This window comes from Pseudomonas sp. GL_093, assembly GCF_057837605.1.
In genome coordinates this window covers 2,792,014-2,812,933 of sequence record NZ_CM174448.1, presented here as the reverse complement: position 1 = coordinate 2,812,933, position 20,920 = coordinate 2,792,014, and the positions used below count along the sequence as shown (strand labels likewise).

General features: G+C 60.3%; 23 protein-coding genes. 14 read left to right on the top strand and 9 right to left on the bottom strand.

Going from position 1 to position 20,920, the window contains the following annotated elements; translation table 11 throughout:
- The first annotated feature begins 91 nt into the window (after positions 1-91).
- From AC3IUE_RS12925 to AC3IUE_RS12915, 3 genes are all read left to right on the top strand, one after another.
- Positions 92-886 carry a hypothetical protein gene (locus tag AC3IUE_RS12925; RefSeq protein WP_489267865.1) on the top strand — a complete coding sequence of 265 codons (795 nt, stop codon included), beginning with the start codon at positions 92-94 and terminating at the stop codon, positions 884-886.
- A gap of 145 nt (positions 887-1,031) precedes the next feature.
- Entirely contained in the window at positions 1,032-1,706 is a 675-nt protein-coding gene (locus AC3IUE_RS12920) for a glutathione S-transferase family protein (RefSeq protein WP_489267863.1), read from the top strand.
- A 28-nt stretch (positions 1,707-1,734) separates the two neighbouring features.
- Entirely contained in the window at positions 1,735-2,061 is a 327-nt protein-coding gene (locus AC3IUE_RS12915; protein ID WP_046049596.1) for a putative quinol monooxygenase, read from the top strand.
- Positions 2,062-2,144: 83 nt separating this feature from the next.
- On the opposite strand, the gene AC3IUE_RS12910 is transcribed toward AC3IUE_RS12915, so the two are convergent.
- The gene (locus tag AC3IUE_RS12910) at positions 2,145-2,513 is read right to left on the bottom strand and encodes a DUF6124 family protein (RefSeq protein WP_489267861.1); all 369 of its coding nucleotides are present in this window, start codon (positions 2,511-2,513) and stop codon (positions 2,145-2,147) included.
- A 698-nt stretch (positions 2,514-3,211) separates the two neighbouring features.
- Here AC3IUE_RS12910 and AC3IUE_RS12905 point away from each other — a divergent pair.
- Positions 3,212-3,799, top strand: a complete 588-nt coding sequence (locus tag AC3IUE_RS12905) for a DcrB/PsbP domain-containing protein (RefSeq protein ID WP_489267859.1) — start codon at positions 3,212-3,214, stop codon at positions 3,797-3,799.
- Between the two features lie 3 nt (positions 3,800-3,802).
- Here the strand turns inward: AC3IUE_RS12905 and AC3IUE_RS12900 are convergent, their stop codons facing one another.
- The 3 genes from AC3IUE_RS12900 to AC3IUE_RS12890 form a co-directional block, all read right to left on the bottom strand.
- Complete coding sequence (locus AC3IUE_RS12900; RefSeq protein ID WP_489267857.1) at positions 3,803-4,519, bottom strand: alpha/beta hydrolase; 717 nt, start codon at positions 4,517-4,519, stop codon at positions 3,803-3,805.
- A gap of 192 nt (positions 4,520-4,711) precedes the next feature.
- Entirely contained in the window at positions 4,712-5,824 is a 1,113-nt protein-coding gene (locus AC3IUE_RS12895; RefSeq protein ID WP_489267855.1) for a succinylglutamate desuccinylase/aspartoacylase family protein, read from the bottom strand.
- Positions 5,825-5,922: 98 nt separating this feature from the next.
- On the bottom strand, positions 5,923-6,702 hold the full coding sequence (locus tag AC3IUE_RS12890; protein ID WP_489267853.1) for an ABC transporter substrate-binding protein: 780 nt from the start codon (positions 6,700-6,702) through the stop codon (positions 5,923-5,925).
- 248 nt (positions 6,703-6,950) lie between these two features.
- Here AC3IUE_RS12890 and AC3IUE_RS12885 point away from each other — a divergent pair, with 248 nt between their 5' ends.
- Positions 6,951-7,604, top strand: a complete 654-nt coding sequence (locus tag AC3IUE_RS12885; RefSeq protein ID WP_489267851.1) for a type 1 glutamine amidotransferase — start codon at positions 6,951-6,953, stop codon at positions 7,602-7,604.
- On the opposite strand, the gene AC3IUE_RS12880 is transcribed toward AC3IUE_RS12885, so the two are convergent.
- The gene (locus AC3IUE_RS12880; protein WP_095131252.1) at positions 7,572-8,006 is read right to left on the bottom strand and encodes a rhodanese-like domain-containing protein; all 435 of its coding nucleotides are present in this window, start codon (positions 8,004-8,006) and stop codon (positions 7,572-7,574) included. The two genes, AC3IUE_RS12885 and AC3IUE_RS12880, sit on opposite strands and share 33 nt — an antisense overlap.
- A 101-nt stretch (positions 8,007-8,107) precedes the next feature.
- On the opposite strand from AC3IUE_RS12880, the gene ftrA reads away from it, so the two are divergent.
- A complete protein-coding gene (ftrA, locus tag AC3IUE_RS12875) occupies positions 8,108-9,082 on the top strand; it encodes a transcriptional regulator FtrA (protein ID WP_489267848.1) in 975 nt (324 codons plus the stop codon).
- 129 nt (positions 9,083-9,211) lie between these two features.
- Here the strand turns inward: ftrA and cobF are convergent, their stop codons facing one another.
- Positions 9,212-9,967, bottom strand: a complete 756-nt coding sequence (gene cobF, locus AC3IUE_RS12870) for a precorrin-6A synthase (deacetylating) (RefSeq protein ID WP_489267846.1) — start codon at positions 9,965-9,967, stop codon at positions 9,212-9,214.
- A complete protein-coding gene (locus AC3IUE_RS12865) occupies positions 9,967-10,539 on the bottom strand; it encodes a histidine phosphatase family protein (RefSeq protein WP_489267844.1) in 573 nt (190 codons plus the stop codon). The genes cobF and AC3IUE_RS12865 overlap by 1 nt, the downstream gene beginning before the upstream one ends.
- A gap of 341 nt (positions 10,540-10,880) precedes the next feature.
- Here AC3IUE_RS12865 and AC3IUE_RS12860 point away from each other — a divergent pair, with 341 nt between their 5' ends.
- The 8 genes from AC3IUE_RS12860 to AC3IUE_RS12825 all read left to right on the top strand — a co-directional run bounded on the left by AC3IUE_RS12860 (position 10,881) and on the right by AC3IUE_RS12825 (position 19,085).
- Positions 10,881-11,735 carry a MurR/RpiR family transcriptional regulator gene (locus AC3IUE_RS12860; RefSeq protein ID WP_489267842.1) on the top strand — a complete coding sequence of 285 codons (855 nt, stop codon included), beginning with the start codon at positions 10,881-10,883 and terminating at the stop codon, positions 11,733-11,735.
- A 2-nt stretch (positions 11,736-11,737) separates the two neighbouring features.
- Complete coding sequence (locus AC3IUE_RS12855) at positions 11,738-12,382, top strand: cysteine hydrolase family protein (RefSeq protein ID WP_489267840.1); 645 nt, start codon at positions 11,738-11,740, stop codon at positions 12,380-12,382.
- On the top strand, positions 12,379-13,710 hold the full coding sequence (locus tag AC3IUE_RS12850; protein ID WP_489267838.1) for a type I glutamate--ammonia ligase: 1,332 nt from the start codon (positions 12,379-12,381) through the stop codon (positions 13,708-13,710). Before AC3IUE_RS12855 ends, AC3IUE_RS12850 begins: the two co-directional genes overlap by 4 nt.
- On the top strand, positions 13,694-14,446 hold the full coding sequence (locus tag AC3IUE_RS12845; protein ID WP_489267836.1) for an N-formylglutamate amidohydrolase: 753 nt from the start codon (positions 13,694-13,696) through the stop codon (positions 14,444-14,446). Before AC3IUE_RS12850 ends, AC3IUE_RS12845 begins: the two co-directional genes overlap by 17 nt.
- 57 nt (positions 14,447-14,503) lie before the next feature.
- On the top strand, positions 14,504-15,853 hold the full coding sequence (locus AC3IUE_RS12840; protein WP_056746654.1) for an APC family permease: 1,350 nt from the start codon (positions 14,504-14,506) through the stop codon (positions 15,851-15,853).
- Positions 15,854-15,972: 119 nt separating this feature from the next.
- Positions 15,973-16,989: an arginine N-succinyltransferase gene (locus AC3IUE_RS12835; protein ID WP_461997861.1), complete on the top strand. Its 1,017-nt coding sequence runs from the start codon at positions 15,973-15,975 to the stop codon at positions 16,987-16,989.
- Positions 16,990-17,050: 61 nt separating this feature from the next.
- The gene (gene astA, locus AC3IUE_RS12830) at positions 17,051-18,085 is read left to right on the top strand and encodes an arginine N-succinyltransferase (protein WP_489267833.1); all 1,035 of its coding nucleotides are present in this window, start codon (positions 17,051-17,053) and stop codon (positions 18,083-18,085) included.
- Positions 18,086-18,215: 130 nt separating this feature from the next.
- Entirely contained in the window at positions 18,216-19,085 is an 870-nt protein-coding gene (locus tag AC3IUE_RS12825; RefSeq protein ID WP_033053984.1) for an isocitrate lyase/PEP mutase family protein, read from the top strand.
- Between the two features lie 164 nt (positions 19,086-19,249).
- Here the strand turns inward: AC3IUE_RS12825 and AC3IUE_RS12820 are convergent, their stop codons facing one another.
- Positions 19,250-19,540, bottom strand: a complete 291-nt coding sequence (locus tag AC3IUE_RS12820; RefSeq protein ID WP_489267831.1) for a hypothetical protein — start codon at positions 19,538-19,540, stop codon at positions 19,250-19,252.
- Positions 19,541-19,665: 125 nt separating this feature from the next.
- Entirely contained in the window at positions 19,666-20,907 is a 1,242-nt protein-coding gene (locus tag AC3IUE_RS12815; RefSeq protein WP_489267829.1) for a M20/M25/M40 family metallo-hydrolase, read from the bottom strand.
- Positions 20,908-20,920: the final 13 nt, after the last annotated feature.

Below are 20,920 nucleotides of genomic sequence, written 5' to 3'. Positions count from 1 at the left end.
GTAACTTTGTATACAAAATCTTGCAATCCATAGAGCAATCCACCGCCTGCAATGCTAACGTTGCCGCCTCACTCAGGTCGGAGGTGCGTGCGTGCTGCTACTCAAACTGCTGGTTATCCCAGGATTTCTCTTGCTGATTTCCCTGGCCGGTAAACGCTGGGGACCGAGTGTCGCCGGTTGGCTGTCGGGGTTGCCGGTGGTGGTCGGGCCGATTCTGTTCTTTCTCGCCATCGAACAAGGCCAGGTGTTCGCCGCTCAATCGGCGACGGCAGCACTATCGGCGATGTTCGCCATGATTGCCTTTTGCGTGACCTACGCTCAGGTTGCCCAACGCGCGAAGTGGCCGTGGGCGCTGATGATTTCACTGTTGGTCTGGGCCACGGCGGCCGTTGTACTGTCGTTGATTCCGCCGTCCCTGGTGTTCTCGGTGATCGCCGCCGCGACCGCCCTGCTGGCGGCACCGTATCTGTTTCCCTCGGTACAGCCAATCGTTTCAGGCCCGGCGCCGAAGTCCGACAAACTGCTGCTGCGCATGATTGCCGGCGCCCTGCTCACCCTCGCGGTCACGTTGTTGGCCAGCACCGTTGGCGAGCGCTGGAGCGGCCTGCTCGCCGTGTTCCCGGTGCTGGGCAGCGTGATGGCGGTGTTCTCTCAGCAAACCCGCGGGCCCGCCTTCACCGCTGCATTGTTGCGGGCCACCGCGACCGGGATGTATTCGTTCGCCGCGTTTTGCCTGGTGTTGGCGCTGGCCTTGCCAGGCATGGGTTTGAGCGCGTTCGCCCTGGGCGTCGCCGTGTCAGTGGGGATGCTCGGGGTGACCAAGCGCTTGTTGGCCAAGCCGGCGAGCCCGGTACCGGACGCTGGGCGTACGGCTATCAAACGCTAAGCTGCTTGATGCCATCGGGCCAGGATGGTCGATAACACGTTCGATAGTTTCGAACGAGTAAAGCAAAAAGCTCGCACGTCATTCGAACAGGTTTACTTCAACATCAGCCTCAGTTCAAAACCAATCACTGACTGAGGCCAACACCATGAAGTTCTTTTTCCACCCTTCGCCCAACCCGATGAAAGTCGCCCTGCTACTTGAAGAACTGCAAACGCCCTACGAATTGATCGGCGTCGACACTTTCAAGGGCGAGCAACACCTGCCAGCCTTTTTGGCAATCAACCCGAACGCCAAGGTGCCAGCCCTGGTCGATGGCGACGCTACTGTCTTCGACTCCCAGGCGATCCTGCTGCATCTGGCGCAAAAACATCAGCGCTTCCTGCCGACCTCCGTGGCCGGGCAAGCCGAGCTACTGTCCTGGCTGATGTTCATCGCGACAGGGCTGTCACCATTTTCCGGCCAGGCGGTGCATTTCCTGCACCACGCACCGGAAGACCTGCCTTACGCAAAAAACCGCTACCTCAAGGAAGTCGAACGCCATTACCGCGTGCTCGATCAGCGACTGGCCGACCATCAGTACCTGGCCGGCGACACCTACAGCATCGCCGACATGGCGCTCTGGGGTTGGGCCAATTACGCGCCGTACATCCTCGGCGAGAACGGTCTGGCGGCGTACCCGAACGTCAAGCGCCTGTTCGATGACATCAGCGCCCGTCCAGCCGCCCAGCGGGCCCACGGTCTTAAAGAGAAACTGGTGCTGAAGGCCGAGTTCGACGAAGAAACCCGTCGCAATCTGTTCCCGCAGAACCAGGCGCAGTAACCCGTTCACAGCATTCGAAGGTGATGAAATGAGTGATCAAGTCGCGTTTATCGTTTACCTGCCGGCCAAACCGGAACGTTTCGCCGAAATGAAAGAGCGGCTGCTGGACGTGGTGCACCAGATGTCGGCCGAGCCGGACTTCGTCAACACCTGGGTTCACCAACTTCAGGACGACCCGAACACCTTGGTGCTTTACGAAACCTGGAACTGCAGCAAGGACGACTTCATTACGCGTCACCTGAACAAGCCGTATCGACAGGCGTATGAACAGCTGCTCCCGCAGTTGCTGGTCAGCGAACGTCGCATTGAGTTTCTGGATGTGATCAAGAGCTATCCGGTGCGACGTGGGGTCTGAGAGGACGCTTCCAGCGTGACAACGAACCGCGTGAATGCTGCTAAACAGCGAGGGCGCAAGCGCCCTCGCTACCCGCCTGGCGACTACCCAGGCTTGTGGTTGTCCAGTAATCGATTGACCGCTAACTCACCCAACATGATGACCCGTTGCAGCACCAGCATCGTTTGGCGTCGTGGTCCGTCCGTCAAATCGGTGAGATCGTTGACCATGGCGCTGGCTGATGCCAACGATTCGCAGGCCTCGACGAGCAACGTTTCGTCATCCACCGCTGCGTCGATGGTGAAAATGGTGCTGGGCTTGCGGGGCGGTATCTGCGTTTTCGACGCCCCGGGATTGAGGTAGAAGCTGAGTGCGCGGTCGGCCGCCTCTGTCATTTTCTTGGGGTCAAGATCACGAAAGACGTCGTAGGGTACCGGACCGGTATTCGGGGGGTTGGGCGTAACTTTGAACATAGATGGAACTCCTCATGTAGCAAATAAAGGAGCCAACCAACTTCGCTACCAAACGAATGGTGGTGGCCATACTCAGGTTGGTAGACCGGACATGAGGAGCCGGCGCACCCGAAGGTGCCCTGTGCATGACCACCATAATGCCAAGACGAAAAAACGCCGCGAATGGTGATGCTGTGCAACTCTCATGTATGGGCTACCAAACCCGATCGCTGTTTTTCAGCGATGGGGAAACGATAAAGCCCCACACCAAGGCGCACAAGCCAGCGGATTCTGGCGTACGCGTAGGCAACGGCGCAAGGCGTTGTAGCCGTTAGGACGTAACAACGAGTGTCTTTAAACGCGTACGTTAAACGCATGAAAGCTTCCCAAAGATCGAGGAAGCGTCCGACATTTTTCCGGGGGCGCGACCTTACCCGCTGGCTGCTTTAAATCCTGCCGGACTCGCGTGGCGACGTAGTGTTTTTGAAGAGGTTTTGGTAGGCGGATGCCGGATTGGTCGTCGTCGATGCGTGCGGTGAGTGGCCGTTCCAGGCCGATGACGCCCAGCAGTGGTTGGTTGGAGCGGGTCCATAAGTAGCCATAGGTAATTGCGCTGCCCAAAGGAACATGACCGTCCGTTAGACTGCGCTGGAATGCGCCGCAACCTCCATGGGATGATCGCCCCCCACCGCGAGACCGACCATCCCTGGAGTTTCTGAATGTCATTGTTGAGTAAAAAAGCCGTTGTCCTGTTGTTGACGGCGGTTACCAGTCTGGGAGCGCTGAATGCGCAGGCCGCCAAAGCCACTGCCAGCAATACCGCGCCCGCACAGAAAGTCTCGATGCTCGGCGGCAAGTTCACGTTCAACCTGCCTAAAGGCTTCGTCGCCAACCCGTTGCCTGCTGGCGACGCGGCCACCGGCACCGCCGGGGCAACGGGTACCATGTACACCAATCAGGCGACTAAAACCGTCGTGATCGCCGCTGAAAATACCATTTCCGGCGGCCTCAACGTCAAAGACAACGACGGTCAATTCCTCGACTCCGCGGCGTCTGACTTCGCCACCGCACAAGCCACGGCGCTGCCGGACTTCACCAAACTCAGCGAAAAAAGCCTGACTCAGAAAGGCACCGGCCTGGGACTTCGGCAGATCGACAGCACCGCCACCCAGGGCGGCGGCAAAACCCTCGACACCACAGTGATGGCCGCGTCCAACACGCGCATGGCGATCGTTCAGGTGATTTCCCGTCTCAGCGACAATGCTGGCCACGAGACGCTGGTCAAACAGATCGTCTCCGGCAAGTAACAATCAGCGATTGAGGCGCTGCAACCAGGCGCTCAAGTCCTGCATTTCGGCAGCGCTGATGTTGTGACCGACACCGGGGTAGGCATGAAATTCCGGCTTGAGTGACAGGCTCTGCAACAGGCTGTCGGCGTCCGTGCCGTCGATGTACGGAAGGCGTTTATCCGCCGTGCCATGACCGATGAAAATCGCCAGCTTCTGGCGTTTTTCATCCGGTTTCAGTTCGGACCTGAGCACCGGCAAAATCCGCCCGCTCAACGCCGCAATCCCGCCCACCGCCTCTGGGTGACGCAGGGCCACCTCGTACGACATGATTGCGCCCTGGCTGAAACCCACCAGGAACACCTTGTTCGGTTCGGTGTGATATTTCTTCGCCGCCTGTGCGACGAAATCTTGCAGCACCTGACCGCTGGTCTTCAGATCATCGGTCTCGCCGTCGTAGGCAGCGTTGCCCTTCTGACGAAACCACTTGTAACTGTCCTCCTCCATCACCATCGGTGCGCGTACCGACAGGTAGTTGTATGACGCGGGCAGTTCATCCTTGATGTCGAACAGGTCCTGCTCGTTACTGCCGTAACCGTGGAGGAAAATCACCAGGGGCTGATTGCGCGACTCGGGGTTGGCCTGCTCCAGGTACTTGAGCGGCAGATCGGTTTGCAGCGGGGTTTGAGCGTGGACGGTGGCGGACGCCAGGAGTGTCAGCAGAGCGAAAAACTTCAACATAAACCTTCCTTCACAAGTGCAGGATTCGGGGCAGAGCCTAACACTGTGAAGCTTGCCGGGGGATTCTGGGTGTTGCTGATGCCGCCATCGCGAGCAGGCTCGCTCCCACACTAGATCTCCAGTGTTCACACGATCCCTGTGGGAGCGAGCTTGCTCGCGATGAGGCCCTAAGACGCTACGAAGATTGCGCGGTTAATCATTGATGAGTTTTCCAACCCGAATCGGCTCGCGCCCCGCGACCTTCGCCTGCCAAGTGCCCGGCTGCGTATAGCGCCCGCGATCAATCGCAAACAACACGCCACTGGTCCCGGCGCAAACCGTGGTAACTCGATCATTCAGCGGGTCGACCACTTCGAACAGCGCATCACCCTTCTCCACCCACTCACCCGAATCGCGCAGGAAACTGACGACCCCGTGATGCGGTGCGAACAGGTATTGGGTGCCTTCGAACGGCATGCCTTCGCAGCATTCGCTCGGTGCCGCAGGCCAGGTGCCTTTGATGAAACCCTGCTCGGCGAGGAAGCCGAGAATCGCCTCGCAATTGGCCTGAGCCTGATCGACTCGCGTATCACCCATGCTGCCCAGCTCCAGCGTCGTCGCCAGGTTGGCCGGCGGGATCGCGGCCTCAGGGAAAGCCCTGGCCAGGCGCAACCACGGCGTTGAACACGACTCATCGAATGAGCTGCCGCCGGAGTCTTCACAGAGCAACGCCACCCCAGCCTTCAAACGCGCCGCCAGGGATTGCCACTGCGGCCAGTGTTGCGGCAAGGCATACAGATGAATCGCCGCGTCGAAATCACAATGCAGGTCGAGGGTGATGTCGGCCTCACAGGCGTGGCGCAGCAGCAAGCGGTGCATGGCTTCAAGCTGCGAGGCCGGTGCCGGCAGGCCGTCGAGTACCTGACCCATGGTCTGGCGAATCAGCGCAATGTTGGCAGCCGCATCACTGCCCAGCCGATCACCGATCAACTCGGCCACCGGTGCGCTGAGTTCGACGAAGGAGCGGTTGAAGTTCTTGCCGCTGCCCAGCTCGAAGCGGCCCATGTGGCTGCCTTGCAGGTGTTGATCGAGGCCGATGGGATTGGCCACCGGGACCAGTTCGATCACGCCCTGCAACTGACCCTGGGTTTCAAGTTCTGCAAGACGCTTCTTCAGTTCCCACGCCGTGCGCATGCCCGGCAGTTCATCAGCGTGCAGGCTGGCCTGGATGTAGACCTTGCGAGTGCCCGCGCCATAACGAAACACGCTGAGGGTGCGTTCGGTGCCCAGGTGACTCCAGGGCAGTGAATGATCGATGCGTTGCATGGGGTGCTCCTGTGTTCGCGTGCTGCGCAGAATAAATCATCAAGGCATAAAAAAAGTGGCAACCGCATCAACGGTTGCCACTTTTTTAAACGGCGTGATTACTGGCCGTAAACGTCAAAGTCGAAGTACTTGTCTTGCACTTGCTTGTACTTGCCATTGGCGCGGATTTCGGTGATGGCGGTGTTGAATTTCTCTGCCAGGGCGGTATCGCCTTTGCGCACAGCAATACCGGCGCCGCCGCCGAAGTACTTGGCGTCTTCATAAGTCGGGCCTACGAAAGCGAAGCCTTTACCGGCGTCGGTTTTCAGGAAACCGTCGTCCAGGTTGACCGAGTCGGCCAGCATCGCGTCGAGACGACCGGCGACCATGTCCAGGTTGGCTTCTTGCTGAGAACCGTAGCGAACCAGATTGATACCGGCTGGCACCAGTACTTCAGTGGCGAAGCGGTCGTGGGTACTGGCGCGCAGCACACCGACTTTCTTGCCTTTGAGTTCGGTCAGCGGGTCTTTGATGTCGGAGCCTGCCTTCATCACGAAGCGCGCCGGGGTGTGGTAGTACTTGATGGTGAAGTCGACGTTCTTTTTGCGATCGTCGGTGATGGTCATGGACGACAGGATCGCGTCGATTTTCTTGACCTTCAGGGCCGGGATCAGGCCGTCGAACTCCTGCTCGACCCAAGTGCACTTCACTTTCATCTGCTCGCACAGCGCGTCGCCGATGTCCACGTCGAAGCCGGTGAGTTTGCCATCAGGGGTTTTCATCGAGAATGGCGGGTAACCGGCTTCGATACCGAGGCGGATCGGCTTGGCGTCTTCGGCCACAGCCGTCAGGGACAACATCGACAGTGCCAGGGCACCGAACATCACTAGCTTCTTCATTTATAACTCCTGTGTGCGGAGGCTTTTATTGGCAGCTTTCGGTAGCTGCTTCCGATTGGAGAGCACCGAAGTGGCCGGCAGTCTAGAGCGGCTCAAGGAGGGCAAATTGTGTTTAAGCGACAAATAGTTATAGAAAAGTAGCCGGCAAATTCAAGTCCCTTGAAGCGTGCGCCAAGCCAGTGCAAAGACTGTAGGACAAGCCCTTTTTTCAGACAAAACCTACAAGCAAAAACTACAAGAGAGCCCTTATGCCCACGTTGAACCTGATCCAGCACCACCCCGCCGAAGGTCCCGGCGCCATTGCCACGTGGGCTGCGTCCCGAGGTTTGACCCTGAACGTGTTTCGCGCCGACCTCGGCCAGTTGCCGCCAGTCAGTGCAGCTCCCGTGATCCTGTTGGGTGGGCCTTATGAGTCCAACGGTGGGCCGGCCTGGCTGGAAGCCGAACGCCAGTGGTTGGCGGGCAGCCTGGATCAAGGCGCGCCGGTGTTTGCGATTTGTCTGGGGGCGCAGTTGCTGGCGCTGAGTCTGGGCGGGAATGTGCGGCGGATGGATCGAACTGAAACCGGTTGGACCCGCGTGACGTTCATCGATGGTCAGCATCTGAACGTGCTGGAATGGCACGAAGACGCCATCGACCTGCCGCCAAACGCGCAGTTGCTGGCCCGCAGTGATCAGTGCGAGCAGCAGATGTATCGCGTCGGGCCGACGCGGGTGGGTTTGCAGTTTCATCCGGAGTGGACGGCTGAATCGGTGGCGATGCTCAATGAACACTTTGCCGACGAGTCACCACTGCCCCGGGGTCAACAGGACAGCGCCGCCTACGCAACCGTGTTCGAGTGGTTGCAGACGACGCTGGATGCTTGGTGGTCAGCACTCACAACCGATCACGGCACTCACTGACTGTTGCACCCTCACACTCAACTCAAACCCTTCATCCAGCCACCCGGTCACCCCGCCGATCATTTCCTTGACCGGGTAACCCAGCGCCGCCAGTTTCACAGCAGCCTTGTTCGCACCGTTGCAGTGGGGCCCGGCGCAATACACCACGAACACGCTGGTTTTCGGGTAGGCCGCCAGACCTTCAGCGCTCAGCAGTCGCCCCGGAATATTGATCGCTCCCGGCACATGGCCACGCTCGAACGCGAGCGGACCGCGCACGTCCACCAGGACAAAATCCACCTCGCCGGCCTGTTGGCTGCCGTGGACGTCGGAACAGTCGGTTTCGAAAGTCAGACGGTTGCTGAAATGCATCAGGGCGATGGCCGATGGGGCGGCGGGAATCTCGCGGACCAGGCTGGTCATGGGCTGTACTCCAAAGTCTGTGTGGGTGTGAGAAGACTTTATCCGCCCGATGCTTGCGGCTACAGTGGCGCACAAGACACTCACCGGGAACTTTCCGCCAAATGCAGCCCACCCCTGGATTGGTCGCGATTCTGGCCTACGACGGCCTCTGTACATTCGAATTCGGCATCGCCGTGGAGATATTCGGCCTGGCCCGTCCGGAGTTCGACTTCCCTTGGTACGAGCACCGGATTGCCGCCGTGGATCAAGGCCCGATGCGTGCCATGGGCGGCATTCAGGTGCTGGCCGATGGCGGCATGGAGCTGCTCGAGGACGCCCGGACCATCATCATTCCCGGCTGGCGTGATCGCAGCGCCCCGGTGCCGGAGGCATTGATCGCGGCCCTGCGCCAGGCCCATGCGCGGGGTGCGCGGCTGCTGTCGATCTGCTCAGGCGTGTTCGTGCTGGCGGCCACCGGTTTGCTCGACGGTCGCGGCGCCACCACGCACTGGCGCTACACCGCTGAATTGGCTGAGCGTTTTCCGATCATTCTGGTGGACCCGGACGTGCTCTATGTCGATTCAGGTCAACTGATTACCTCGGCCGGCAGCGCTGCCGGTATCGATGCCTGTCTGCACTTGGTGGCGCGGGACTTCGGGACGCAGGTGGCCAACTCGGTGGCGCGGCGGCTGGTGATGTCGCCGCAACGCACCGGCGGTCAGGCGCAGTTCATTCCGACACCGGTCAGTCCTACGCCGCGTAGCGATTTGTCCCGCGTCATGCAGTGGGCACGCGAGCGTTTGCATGAACCGCTGGAGGTTCGCGAGCTGGCGAGTGAGGCGGCCATGAGCGAACGGACGTTTCTGCGCCGCTTCACTGAAGCCACCGGCATGCCGCCCAAGGCGTGGTTGCAGCATGAGCGCCTGGGCCGGGCCCGGGAGCTGCTTGAGAGCACGAGCCAGAACACCGACCAGATTGCCCAGCGCTGTGGGTATCGCTCGGTGGAGAGTTTTCGGGTGGCGTTTCGCAGCGTGGTCGGGGTGCCGCCGTCGGTGTATCGGGAGCGGTTTGGGCGGGAGGTTAAAGCAATAATTTGAGGTGTGTTTGAGGGCCTCATCGCGAGCAGGCTCGCTCCCACATTAGACCGCATCCGTCCAGACAACTCGGTCAACTGTGGGAGCGAGACCGGCTTGCCGGCGATGAGGCCAGCCCAGACACCGCTGCACTCAAGGCTTGCGCAACAGATACGTATCCATAATCCACCCATTGGCCAACCGGGCCGCCTTACGCACCCGTTCGATCTCATCCGCCACATCCTTGAGCTTGCCGCTGATCAGGATTTCATCCGCCGTCCCCAGGTAGGCCCCCCAGTAAATCTCTGTCTCCTGGTCCGCCACCCGATGGTAGGAATCTTCTGCATCCAGCATCACCACCAGGCTGTCGGCATCGCTCACCTGCCCCGCCGCCAGCCGTCGACCCGTGGTGATTTCAATCGAGCGGCCAATGCGATTCAGCGGCACCTTATGCTGCGCCGCCAATGCCTGGACACTGGTGATGCCGGGGATCACTTCAAATTCGAAGACGCACCGGCCTGAGGCCAGAATCGCCTGCAAGATCCGAATGGTGCTGTCGTACAACGCCGGATCGCCCCACACCAGAAAACCGGCGCACTGGTCGTCAGTCATTTCCTCGCTGATCAACCGTTCGAAGGTCTGCTGCTTGGCCAGGTTCAGGTCTTCCACACTGGCCTTGTAGTCCACATCACCGCGTTCGCGCTCCGGGCTGTGGGCTTCGACGAAACGGTAGTCGCGATCGGTGATGTAGCGCTCGCAGATCTCGCGGCGCAGGTCGATCAGTTTGTCTTTGCTCTGGCCCTTGTCCATGAGGAAAAACACGTCGACGAGGTTCAGCGCCTTCACGGCTTGCATCGTGATGTAGTCGGGGTTGCCGGCGCCAATGCCGATGACCAGAAGTTTTTTCATCAACGTGTTTCCTCAGGGTCCGTGCCCAGCAAGCGTAGGCGCCAGCGGCCGTTGAACCGCAACTCGATGGCCGACAGCGGTTCAACATCGATCAGGTTGAACGCTGCGCCTTGCAGCACCTGCGTCAGCGCGGCGCGAATGACAAACGGATGGGTGATGGCAACGATGTGTCCCGGTGTGGCCTCCAGTGTTTTCAGCCAAGCGGCCACCCGCTCACCGAGTTGCACCACCGACTCGCCACCATGGGGCGCCGAATTCGGGTCATCGAGCCAGATCTGAAGCGCTTGGGCTGAGGATTTTTGCAGATCGTCGATCCGCGCGCCTTTCCAGCTCCCGAAATCGCACTCCCTCAATGCCTCGACAATCTCCACGTCGCTGCCGAACAGCTCGGCGGTCTGCCGGGTTCGCAGTTCAGGTCCACACACCAGTCGCGGTGTCCCTTTGAACTGAGCACTACGAGATCCCATTGCCGATTTCCAATCCATCTCTATGGGTTCATTCGTAGGAAAACACGCCAATTTTTGTGCGACGGTTCGAGCGTGGCACATCAGGGTCAAACGGGTCGCCTGCACGAAGGATCACTCTGTCGATGGAAATTGAAACGGCGTCACGCCGAAAATAATTGCCTAATTGTGCCGCAAGAAGCGCGATCCAGGGCGTTTCGTTTGAGCCAGCCAACTCAGGTTCGACATCACCCACACCTGAAAAAATCGGCGATATCCGACACCGATAAGGGCAATGACCTACAAGCTCAGTCGACATCCATGTAGCCCAATGCCCACGGGGTTTTCGCCCTGTTTTGGGGCTTTAAAAAACCATGAAAAAATTCACTAGACATGTTGAGTCCACTACATAAATACTGTTTTAGCAATTTATGAAATGAAACCGACATATCCATCCAGCAGGAGCCCGGATGCCTTCTCTCAGAGACCTGATCACCGATCCCGGCCTGGACCTTACGCCGTCGGAACGCAAAGTCATCCGTGCCTTGCTGGACCAGTACCCGCGTAACGGACTGGGCCCGATGTCACGTTTGGCCGAACATGCCGGTGTCAGCGATCCCACCATCGTGCGACTGGTCAAGAAACTGGGTTTCAGCGGTTATGCCGATTTCCAGGATGCCCTGCTCAGCGACATGGACCACCGCCTCCGTTCCCCCAGCACCCTGTTGCAACCTCGTGCTCATCTTCAGAAAGGCGACGCCTGGAGCCAATATCTGGCGCACAGCCATCGAGCGCTGGTGGACACCCATGCGCTGACCCAACCCGAAGATGTGCGGATTCTGGTGGAATGGCTGCTCGACACCCGCCATCAAGTGCATTGCTTCGGCGGGCGCTTCAGCAGTTTCCTCGCCAGTTATTTACTCAATCACCTGCGCTTGCTGCGTCCGGGCTGTTTCGCGCTGGAAGACAATGCACAACTGCCCGACCGGTTGTTCGACGTGCAGCGTCAGGACGTGGTGCTGGTGTTCGACTATCGCCGCTACCAGTCACAAGCCCTGCGCGTGGCCAATGCGGCAAAAAGTCGATATGCACGCGTGGTGTTGTTCACCGACATCTATGCTTCACCGTTGCGGGAAATGGCCGACCTGATTATCAGTGCGCCGGTGGAATCGGTGTCGGCCTTCGACTCCCTGGTTCCGGCGCTGGCCCAGGTCGAGGCGCTGATTGCCTGCCTGTCCCTGCGCAGTCCGGATCTGGCCGATCGCCTGGAAGGCATCGACGCGCTGCGGACCGACTTCGACACCCACCTGCTGGAGGATAAATAAGGATGTTCACGCTCCCCCACCACTCGCCTCGGGATTTGCCGCTCGTCACCGATCACACCGCGCTGTTGCTGGTGGACATGCAACGCGCCTGGCTTGAGCCGCAGTTCGACCCGCACCTCAATGGGCCGGACGCCGAGTACTTCCTGACCCGCACCCACATGCAGGTGGTGCCCAATCAACGCCGGTTGCTCAGCGCCTTTCGCAGCGCCCGGCAAAACGTGCTGCACACGATCATCGAAAGCCTCACCGCCGATGGCCGCGACCGTTCGCTGGACCACAAGCTCTCGGACATGCACTTGCCCAAAGGCAGCCCGCAAGCACGGATCATCGACGACCTGACCCCGACAGAAAACGAAATCGTGCTGCCCAAGACCTCGTCCGGGGTCTTCAACTCCACCAACATCGACTACGTGCTGCGCAACCTCGGGACGCGGCACTTGATCATCGCTGGCATCGTCACCGACCAGTGCGTGGACATGGCCGTGCGTGACGCCGCCGACCGCGGTTATCTGGTAACGCTGGTGGAAGATGCCTGCGCGACTTACACACCCGCGCGGCATCAGGCCTGCCTGAATGCAATCAAGGGTTACTGCTGGATCACCGACACCCAGACTGTGCTCGGCCGGTTGCAGGAGATGCAGCCATGAGCGAGCGCCTGTTGCCACTGCCCCTGACCACCCTCGTCACCACTGACCTGATCGGTGTGACACGCGGACGCTCCTTTCCCACGGACGAACTCGAGCACTATCAAAAGACAGGGTGTGGCTGGGTGCCGGCCAACAGTGCGCTGACCCCGCAAGACATCATCGCCTACGCCAACCCGTGGGGTGCTTATGGCGATTTGCGGCTGATGCCTGATCTGCTCAGCCGAGTGACGGTCAGTAACGGCCCGGATGCCAACGCGCCGGCGCTGGACTTTATTCACAGCGACATTCGCGAAACCGATGGCCGCCCGTGGGGTGCCTGCCCGCGTACGGTGTTGCGCAACGAGGTAGAGCGTTATCGCGCCGAGTTGGGCTTGCAGGTCAATGCGGCGTTCGAGCATGAATTCAACTTGAACACCGGCGACGTTGAACACCTGGCGTTTTCGCTGCAAGCCCAGCGTCAGGGTGCCGAGTTTGGCGGTTGGCTGCTCAGCGCCCTGCGTGCCGGTGGCGTCGAGCCGGAAATGTTCCTGCCCGAGTATGGCAAGCATCAATACGAAATCACCTGTCGCCCGACCCTTGGGGTGGCCGCTGCCGACCGCGCGGTGAACGTGCGTGAAATCACCCGCGAGATCGCCCGGCAAATGGGCCTGGCGTTGAGCTTCGCGCCCAAGACCTCGGAGCATGCGGTGTGCAATGGCGTGCACCTGCACGTCAGCCTGCTGGACCTGGCTGGCCAACCGGTGATGTACGACGCCGGCACCACCAATGGCTTGTCGACTCTCGGCCAGCACTGGGCCGCCGGCATCCTGCATCACCTGCCCGCACTCTGTGCGTTTACCGCGCCGACGCCGGTGTCCTACGAGCGTTTGCAGCCCCATCACTGGAGCGCGTCTTACGCGTGCCTCGGGCAACGCAACCGCGAAGCGGCGCTGCGAATCTGCCCGACGACAAGCCAGGGCGGAAAATCGGTGGCGTCGCAATACAACCTGGAATTTCGCGCCATGGACGCCACGTCCTCGCCGCACTTGGCCATGGCCGCGCTGCTGATTGCCGGTCGGCTGGGCATCGAGCAACGCCTGGCCTTGAACGCAATCACCGATGAAGTCCCCGACGCCCTGAACGAAGAACAACGCCAGGCGCGCGGCATCGTCGCCCTGCCCGCTTCCCTTACCCAGGCCCTGGATTGCCTGCGCAACAGCGAGGCCCTGATTGAAGCCCTGCCGAGCGCGTTACTGGACACCTACTTCGCCCTTAAAACCGAGGAACTGACGCTGACGGAACAGCTGTCGTCCGCCGAACGCTGTGAACACTATGCGCGTCTGTACTGAATCTGCTGAGCTCGGTCTTTACACCGGGCCCGCGTACACCCTGAGTCGGGAAGACTCCGATCACCCGTTGATTCTGGTGTGCGAACACGCCAGCCGTTTTATTCCGGCCGGGTTAAATGACCTGGGCCTGAGTCACGAGGCGGCCCGCGAGCACATCGCCTGGGACATCGGCGCCCTGGCGCTGGCCGAGGGCTTGTCCCGAGCATTGGGCGCAACCCTGTTGGCGGCCAATTATTCGCGGCTGTTGGTCGACCTCAACCGACCGCGCCAAGCGCCGGACAGCATTCCGGCGCAGAGCGAGATTTATCAGGTACCGGGCAACCGGGACCTGGACGAAGCCACCCGCGAGTACCGTCGGCAATCCCTGTTCGAGCCATTTCACTCGCGTCTGACAGACTTGATCGACGAACGTATCGCTCAAGGACGACCAGTGCGGGTGGTGGGGATTCACAGCTTCACGCCGGTCTATCACGGCCAGCCCCGCGTGCTTGAAGTTGGCGTGTTGTATAGAGAGGCCAAGGAATATGCCCAGCGATTGATCGATGGTTTGAGCCAGCATCCGTTGAAAGTTGCCGGTAATGAGCCGTACAAAATCAACCCGCTGGGCGACATGACCGTGCCGGTCCACGGCGATGCACGCGGCCTGGAATCAGTGTTGATCGAGGTGCGCAACGACCTGCTGCGCACGCCTGAAGACATTAGTCGCTTTACCGAATACCTGGCGCCGCTGTTGTAAAGCAATCGCTTCAAACTCGCAGCTTGCAGCTGCTTTCATCCCAAGGAAAAGGGCTTCATGGAAATAGAAGAATTCGGCTACAAGCAAGAGTTGAAACGCAGCCTGTCGCTGACCGACCTGGTGGTGTACGGGATGATCTTCATGATCCCCATCGCACCGTTTGGCGTGTATGGCTACGTCAACGCCGAGGCCCCGGGGCTGGTACCGCTGGCCTACATCATCGGCATGGTGGCGATGCTCTTCACAGCCCTGAGTTACGGCAGCATGGCTCGGGCCTTTCCGATTGCCGGTTCGGTTTATTCCTACGCGCAACGGGGCCTGAACCAGCACGTAGGGTTTATCGCCGGTTGGCTGATGCTCCTCGATTACCTGCTGATTCCGCCGCTGCTGTATGTGTACGCGGCCATGGCCCTGAATCATTTGTACCCGGACATTCCGAAGGTCGGTTTCATCCTGGCCTTCCTGGTCAGCGCGACCTTCGTCAATTTGCGGGGCATCACCTTCACCGCGCGAATGAACATCATCTTCCTGCTGGCGCAACTGGTGGTGCTGGGGATCTTCCTGTTCTACGCCTGGACCGCGCTGCACAGTGGCGGCGGTAACGGTCAACTGACCCTGGCGCCGTTGTACAACCCCGAGACGTTCAACTTCGCCCTGCTGATGCAAGCGGTGTCGATTGCGGTGCTGTCGTTCCTCGGTTTCGATGCGATTTCCACCCTCGCCGAAGAGATCAAGGGTGACCCGGGCCGCAGCGTCGGCAAAGCCGCGCTGATCACGCTGGTGGTCATGGGCGTGATCTTCGTTGTGCAGACCTGGATTGCAACTGATCTGGCGGCCGGCATGGGTTTCAAATCGGCTGACACGGCGTTTTATGAAATCGCTGAACTCGCGGCCGGCAGCTGGCTGGCAACCCTGACCGCCGTGGCTACTGCCCTGGCCTGGGGTGTGGCGGTGGCAATCACCTCCCAAGCGGCAGTGTCTCGTCTGCTGTTCGGCATGGCCCGGGACGGCAAGCTGCCAAAGGTATTGGCCAAAGTTCATCCCAAACATAACACGCCGTACGTGAGCATCTATCTGGTGGCCGTGCTGTCGCTGGTGATCTGCTACCTGTTCATCAACTCGGTGGACACCCTCACCTCGCTGGTGAACTTCGGCGCACTGAGCGGTTTCATGTTGCTGCACCTGACGGTCATCAACTACTACTGGCGGCGGCAGAAATCCGGACAGGTAATCCGTCACCTGATCTGCCCGGTGATCGGCTTCATCATCGTCGCGGCGATCATGTACAACATGGGCGTCGATGCACAGAAACTCGGCCTGATCTGGATTGCCCTGGGCCTGGTCTACCTGTTTGTACTCAACAAACTGGGCACCCGTGCGGTACTGCCCGACCCAAGCAACGGCTGACAAGAAAAAGAGCGGCGTCTGACAAAAACTCAGGCGACCGCCGATTGAACGCGTGGAAACCGACAGTGATAGTCAGGTTCGGTGCCAACCGCCGAACCCTTTGATACAGGAGTGCATCCATGCTGGTCTTACGCCCAGTCGAGTTAACCGACCTGCCCCAGTTACAGCAACTGGCGCGCGACAGTCTGGTAGGCGTCACGTCCTTGCCGGACGACACCGAATGCCTGCGCGAGAAGATTCTCGACTCCTGCGCCTCATTCGAAAAAGACGTTGAGGGTCATGGTCCGGAGAACTACTTCTTCGTGCTGGAAGATCTGACCCGAGAGCGTTTGGTGGGCTGCTCGGAGATTCTTGCCACCGCCGGTTTCAGCGAGCCGTTCTACAGCCTGCGCAACCGGCACTTCACCAGCGCCTCGCGGGAGCTGAACATCGAGCACGGCGTGCCCGCATTGTCGTTGTGCCACGACCTCAGCGGCCATACCTTGCTGCGGGGTTTTCATATTGACGCAGCGCTGGTGCGAACACGGTTCTCTGAACTGCTGTCCCGGGCGCGGCTATTGTTCATCGCCGCCCACTCGCAGCGCTTTTCCGAAGCCGTCATCACCGAGATCGTCGGCTTCAGCAGCGACGAAGGTCACTCGCCGTTCTGGGATGCGGTGGGCAAGCATTTCTTCGACCTGCCCTACGCCGAGGCCGAGCGACTTTGTGGCCTGGAAAGCCGAACCTTCCTCGCCGAACTGATGCCGCAATACCCGATCTACGTGCCGATGCTGCCCAAGGCGGCGCAGGACTGCATCGGCCGCATTCACCCCGATGGCCAGGAGGCCTTCGATATCCTCGAGCGCGAAGGCTTCGAAACCAACAGCTACATCGACCTGTTCGACGGCGGTCCGACGTTGTATGCGCGCACTCCCGGCATCCGCTCCATCGCCCGGAGCCAGACTGGCACGGCGCAACCGGGCTCACCGATCGATGCCCGTGGCAGCTATCTGGTGAGCAATGATTCGCTGAAGGACTATCGCGCCATCGTCGCCGATCTGGATTACCAGGCCGGGCAACCTGTGGTGTTGAGCGCCGAGATGTGCGCCGCCCTGAACGTGACCGAAGGCAGCCCGATCCGGCTGATCGCCCTGTGAGCATCACCCGGCCCCGCGCCCAACGACAGCGCCCGAGCAGGCGTGCAGAAGGAGTTGCATCATGATTGTCCGCCCGGTTCGCGTCACCGACCTGCCCGCCTTGCTGAACCTGGTGCACCAGGCTGGCCCTGGCTTCACCACCCTGCCGGCCAACGAGGAACGCCTGACCCACCGGGTGCGCTGGGCCCAACGAACCTTCGCCGAACAGGTCGAACGCGCTGATGCCGATTACCTCTTCGTACTCGAAGACGACGATCAGCAGTTGGTGGGCGTCAGTGCCCTGGTGGGCGCCGTGGGCCTGCGCGAGCCCTGGTACAACTACCGGGTCGGACTCACAGTCAGTTCGTCACCGGACCTGGGTATCCGGCGGCAGATTCCGACGTTGTTCCTGAACAATGAAATGACCGGCCAATCGGAGATTTGCTCGCTGTTTCTGCGACCTGATCAACGCCAGGGCAGTAACGGTCGATTGCTGTCGTTGGGGCGTTTGTTGTTTGTTGCCGAGTTTCCGCACCTGTTCGGCGACAAACTCATCGCCGAACTGCGTGGCAGCGCCGACGAACAAGGTTGTTCACCGTTCTGGGACAGCCTGGGCCGGCACTTCTTCAAGATGGATTTCAGCCACGCCGATCACTTGTCGGGGCTGGGCAGCAAGTCGTTCATCGCTGAGCTGATGCCACGCCAACCGCTCTACACCTGCCTGCTCACCGAACAGGCCCAGGCCGTGATCGGCAAGGCGCACCCGAACACCGAACCGGCGCTGAAAATCCTCACAGCCGAAGGCTTTGCCCATAAGGGTTACATCGACATCTTCGACGCCGGCCCGGTGATCGAAGCCCCGGTCTCGAATATCCGCACTGTGCGCGACAGCCAACCGCTGCTGCTGGCCATCGGCACACCCGACGAGCAGGCCCCGGTGTGGCTGATCCACAACCGTCGCCTGGAAAACTGCCGCATCACCGCCGCCCAGGCCAGGCAAGTGGGCAACAGCCTGATCGTCGACCGCCTCACCGCCAAACGCCTGCAACTGCAACCCGGCAACTCGGTACGCGCCGTGCAGCTGCTCAATCAACAACAGCAGGCTGTTGCGGCGTGACCGACGGCGGTCCATCCGCCTCTGCAAATTCGTCATCATCCTTCCCCCGCTCGCGTGATAGCCTTTTGTTCCTTCGGCGTTGACACTTTTGCTCAAGCCCTTCCATTCCCATTGCAGTGGTGGAACTCATATGTCCAGGCTTTCTCATCAAGATTTACGCCGTAACTTTCGCGAGCTGTTCGCCTCCAACACCTGCTACCACACGGCGTCGGTCTTCGACCCGATGTCGGCCCGCATTGCCGCTGACCTGGGTTTTGAAGTGGGGATCCTGGGCGGTTCAGTCGCATCGTTGCAGGTACTGGGTGCGCCTGACTTCGCCCTGATCACCCTCAGCGAGTTTGCCGAGCAGGCCACTCGCATTGGCCGTGTTGCCCAACTGCCGGTCATCGCCGACGCCGACCACGGCTACGGCAACGCGCTCAACGTCATGCGTACCATCGTCGAACTCGAACGCGCCGGCGTGGCCGCCCTGACCATCGAAGATACGCTGCTGCCCGCCCAGTTCGGCCGCAAATCCACCGACCTGATCGGGGTGGCGGAAGGCGTCGGCAAGATTCGTGCGGCGCTGGAAGCCCGGGTCGACTCGGAGATGGCGATCATCGCCCGCACCAACGCCGGGATCCTGCCGGTGCAGGAAGTCATCAGCCGTACCTGTCATTACCAGCAGGCCGGTGCGGACGGGATTTGCATGGTGGGCGTGCGGGACTTCGACCACCTCGAACAAATCGCCGAACACCTGAGCGTACCGCTGATGCTGGTCACCTACGGCAACCCGTTGCTGCGCGACGATAAACGCCTGGCCGAACTGGGCGTGCGGGTCACCATCGACGGCCACGGCGCCTACTTCGCCGCGATCAAGGCCACGTATGACAGCCTGCGGGAACAACGGCAGATCTTTACTCAAGCGTCGGACCTGAGCGCAACCGAGTTGACTCATACCTATACGCAGCCTGAGGAATACATCCGTTGGGCGGAAGAGTTTATGAGCGTGAAGGAGTAGCGGTTTAGCAGATGTCGAAGTAGTGACTGCAATGGCCCCTTCGCGAGCAGGCTCGCTCCCACATGGGTTTTGGGTGAACACAAGATTCGTGAACACCGCCAATCCAATGTGGGAGCGAGCCTGCTCCGGGCGGCGCTCCGACGATGGCGTCCTTCTCTACACCGCTAAACCGGAGTCTTGAACTCCACCTCCCGCTGCAACGCCCGCGCCTGAACCACATTCAGCATCGCGCAGCCTTCGCGCATCAACAGATGAACCGCCCGGGTAACGCGCATCAGGTCGCAATCGGAAATGTCTTTGAGGTTCAGGCTGGACAAGGTGTCCGCCAGATCGCGAACCACGGTGAAGCGATGCGCAGCGCAAGCGGCGATGTCGCTGAGTTCTTTGTGAGTGTTGATGAAGAGCACCGGGGTTTCGGCGTCGTAGGAAACGTCTTGGAAAGTTGTGCGCCACAAGTTGATCGTTCCCACGCTCTGCGTGGGAATGCAGCCCGGGACGCTCCGCGTCCCTTCCGAAGCCGAACGCAGAGCGTCCGTTGAGGCATTCCCACGCGGGAGCGTGGGAACGATCGGCGGTGAGATTAGTGCTTGGCCAACTCCATAATCATCCGCGACAACAGATAAATCCGCGGCGCCACACTCTCAACCTCCGCGTATTCCTCCGGCGTATGAATATTGCCGCCGACAATCCCGAACCCATCCAGCGTCGGCGTGCCCACACCCGCTGACAGGCTGGCATCCGCCGCCCCACCGCTTCCCTCTTCCGTCAACTTACGGCCAATCTCCCCGTAAATCCCTTGAGCCATGGCCATCAACCGATCGGATTCCGGCGTTTGCGGCATCGGCGGCAATCCGCGCTGAAGTGTGGTGGTGACCTCGGTGTCAGGAATCAGCTTGTCTTTCGAAACCCGCGCGAGGTCCTTCTCGATCCGGTCAAACTCCTCCGGCACTGCCGCCCGCACGTCTGCCTTGGCGGTGGCTTGATCCGGAATCACGTTGGTGCGGTCGCCGGCCTTGAGCACGGTGAAGTTGATGGTGGTTTTCTTCTCCGCGTCGCCCAGTTTGCCGAGCTGCAAAATCTGGTGCGCCGCTTCCATGACGGCGTTGCGTCCCAGCTCCGGCGCGACACCGGCATGAGCCGCCTTGCCCTTGACCTCGACCACGGCTGTGGCGCTGCCTTTGCGCCACACCACCAGGCCATCCGCCGGGCGGCCCGGTTCCAGGTTGAGGGTGACATCGTGGGACTTGGCGGTTTTCTTGATCAGGTCGGTGGCGATGTCCGAGCCGGTTTCTTCGCTGGCGTCGAGCAGGAAGGTGATTTGCGCGTAGTCCTTGAAGTCGAGGTTTTTCAGGACTTTCAGCGCGTAGATCCCGGCAACGATGCCGCCCTTGTCATCCATCACGCCCGGCCCGTAGGCGCGGCCGTCCTTGATGTGGAACGGACGCTCGGCGGCCGAACCTTCCTTGAAGACGGTGTCCATGTGCGCCATCAGCAGGATTTTCGCCTTGCCGGTGCCTTTCAGGGTCGCGATCACATGGCTGCTTTTGTCCGGGGTATTGGGCACAAGCTCGATGGTCGCGCCGAGTTTTTTCAGTTCGTCGATGGCGATGTCGCTGACTTTCGTCAGGCCCGGTTCATAGCCGGAACCGGAGTCGATGTTCACCAAACGCTCCAGTAACTTCAGGGCTTCGCCCTTGTACTGTTCGGAATCGGCGAGGACTTGTTTGTGCGGTTCGGCGAAAACGGCGGGAGCGAAAACGCCGAGGGCGAAGGTCAGGCCAAGGCTGGTGGCCAGCAGGGAGCGAGGGAGATTGAACGTCATGAATCGATCCTTG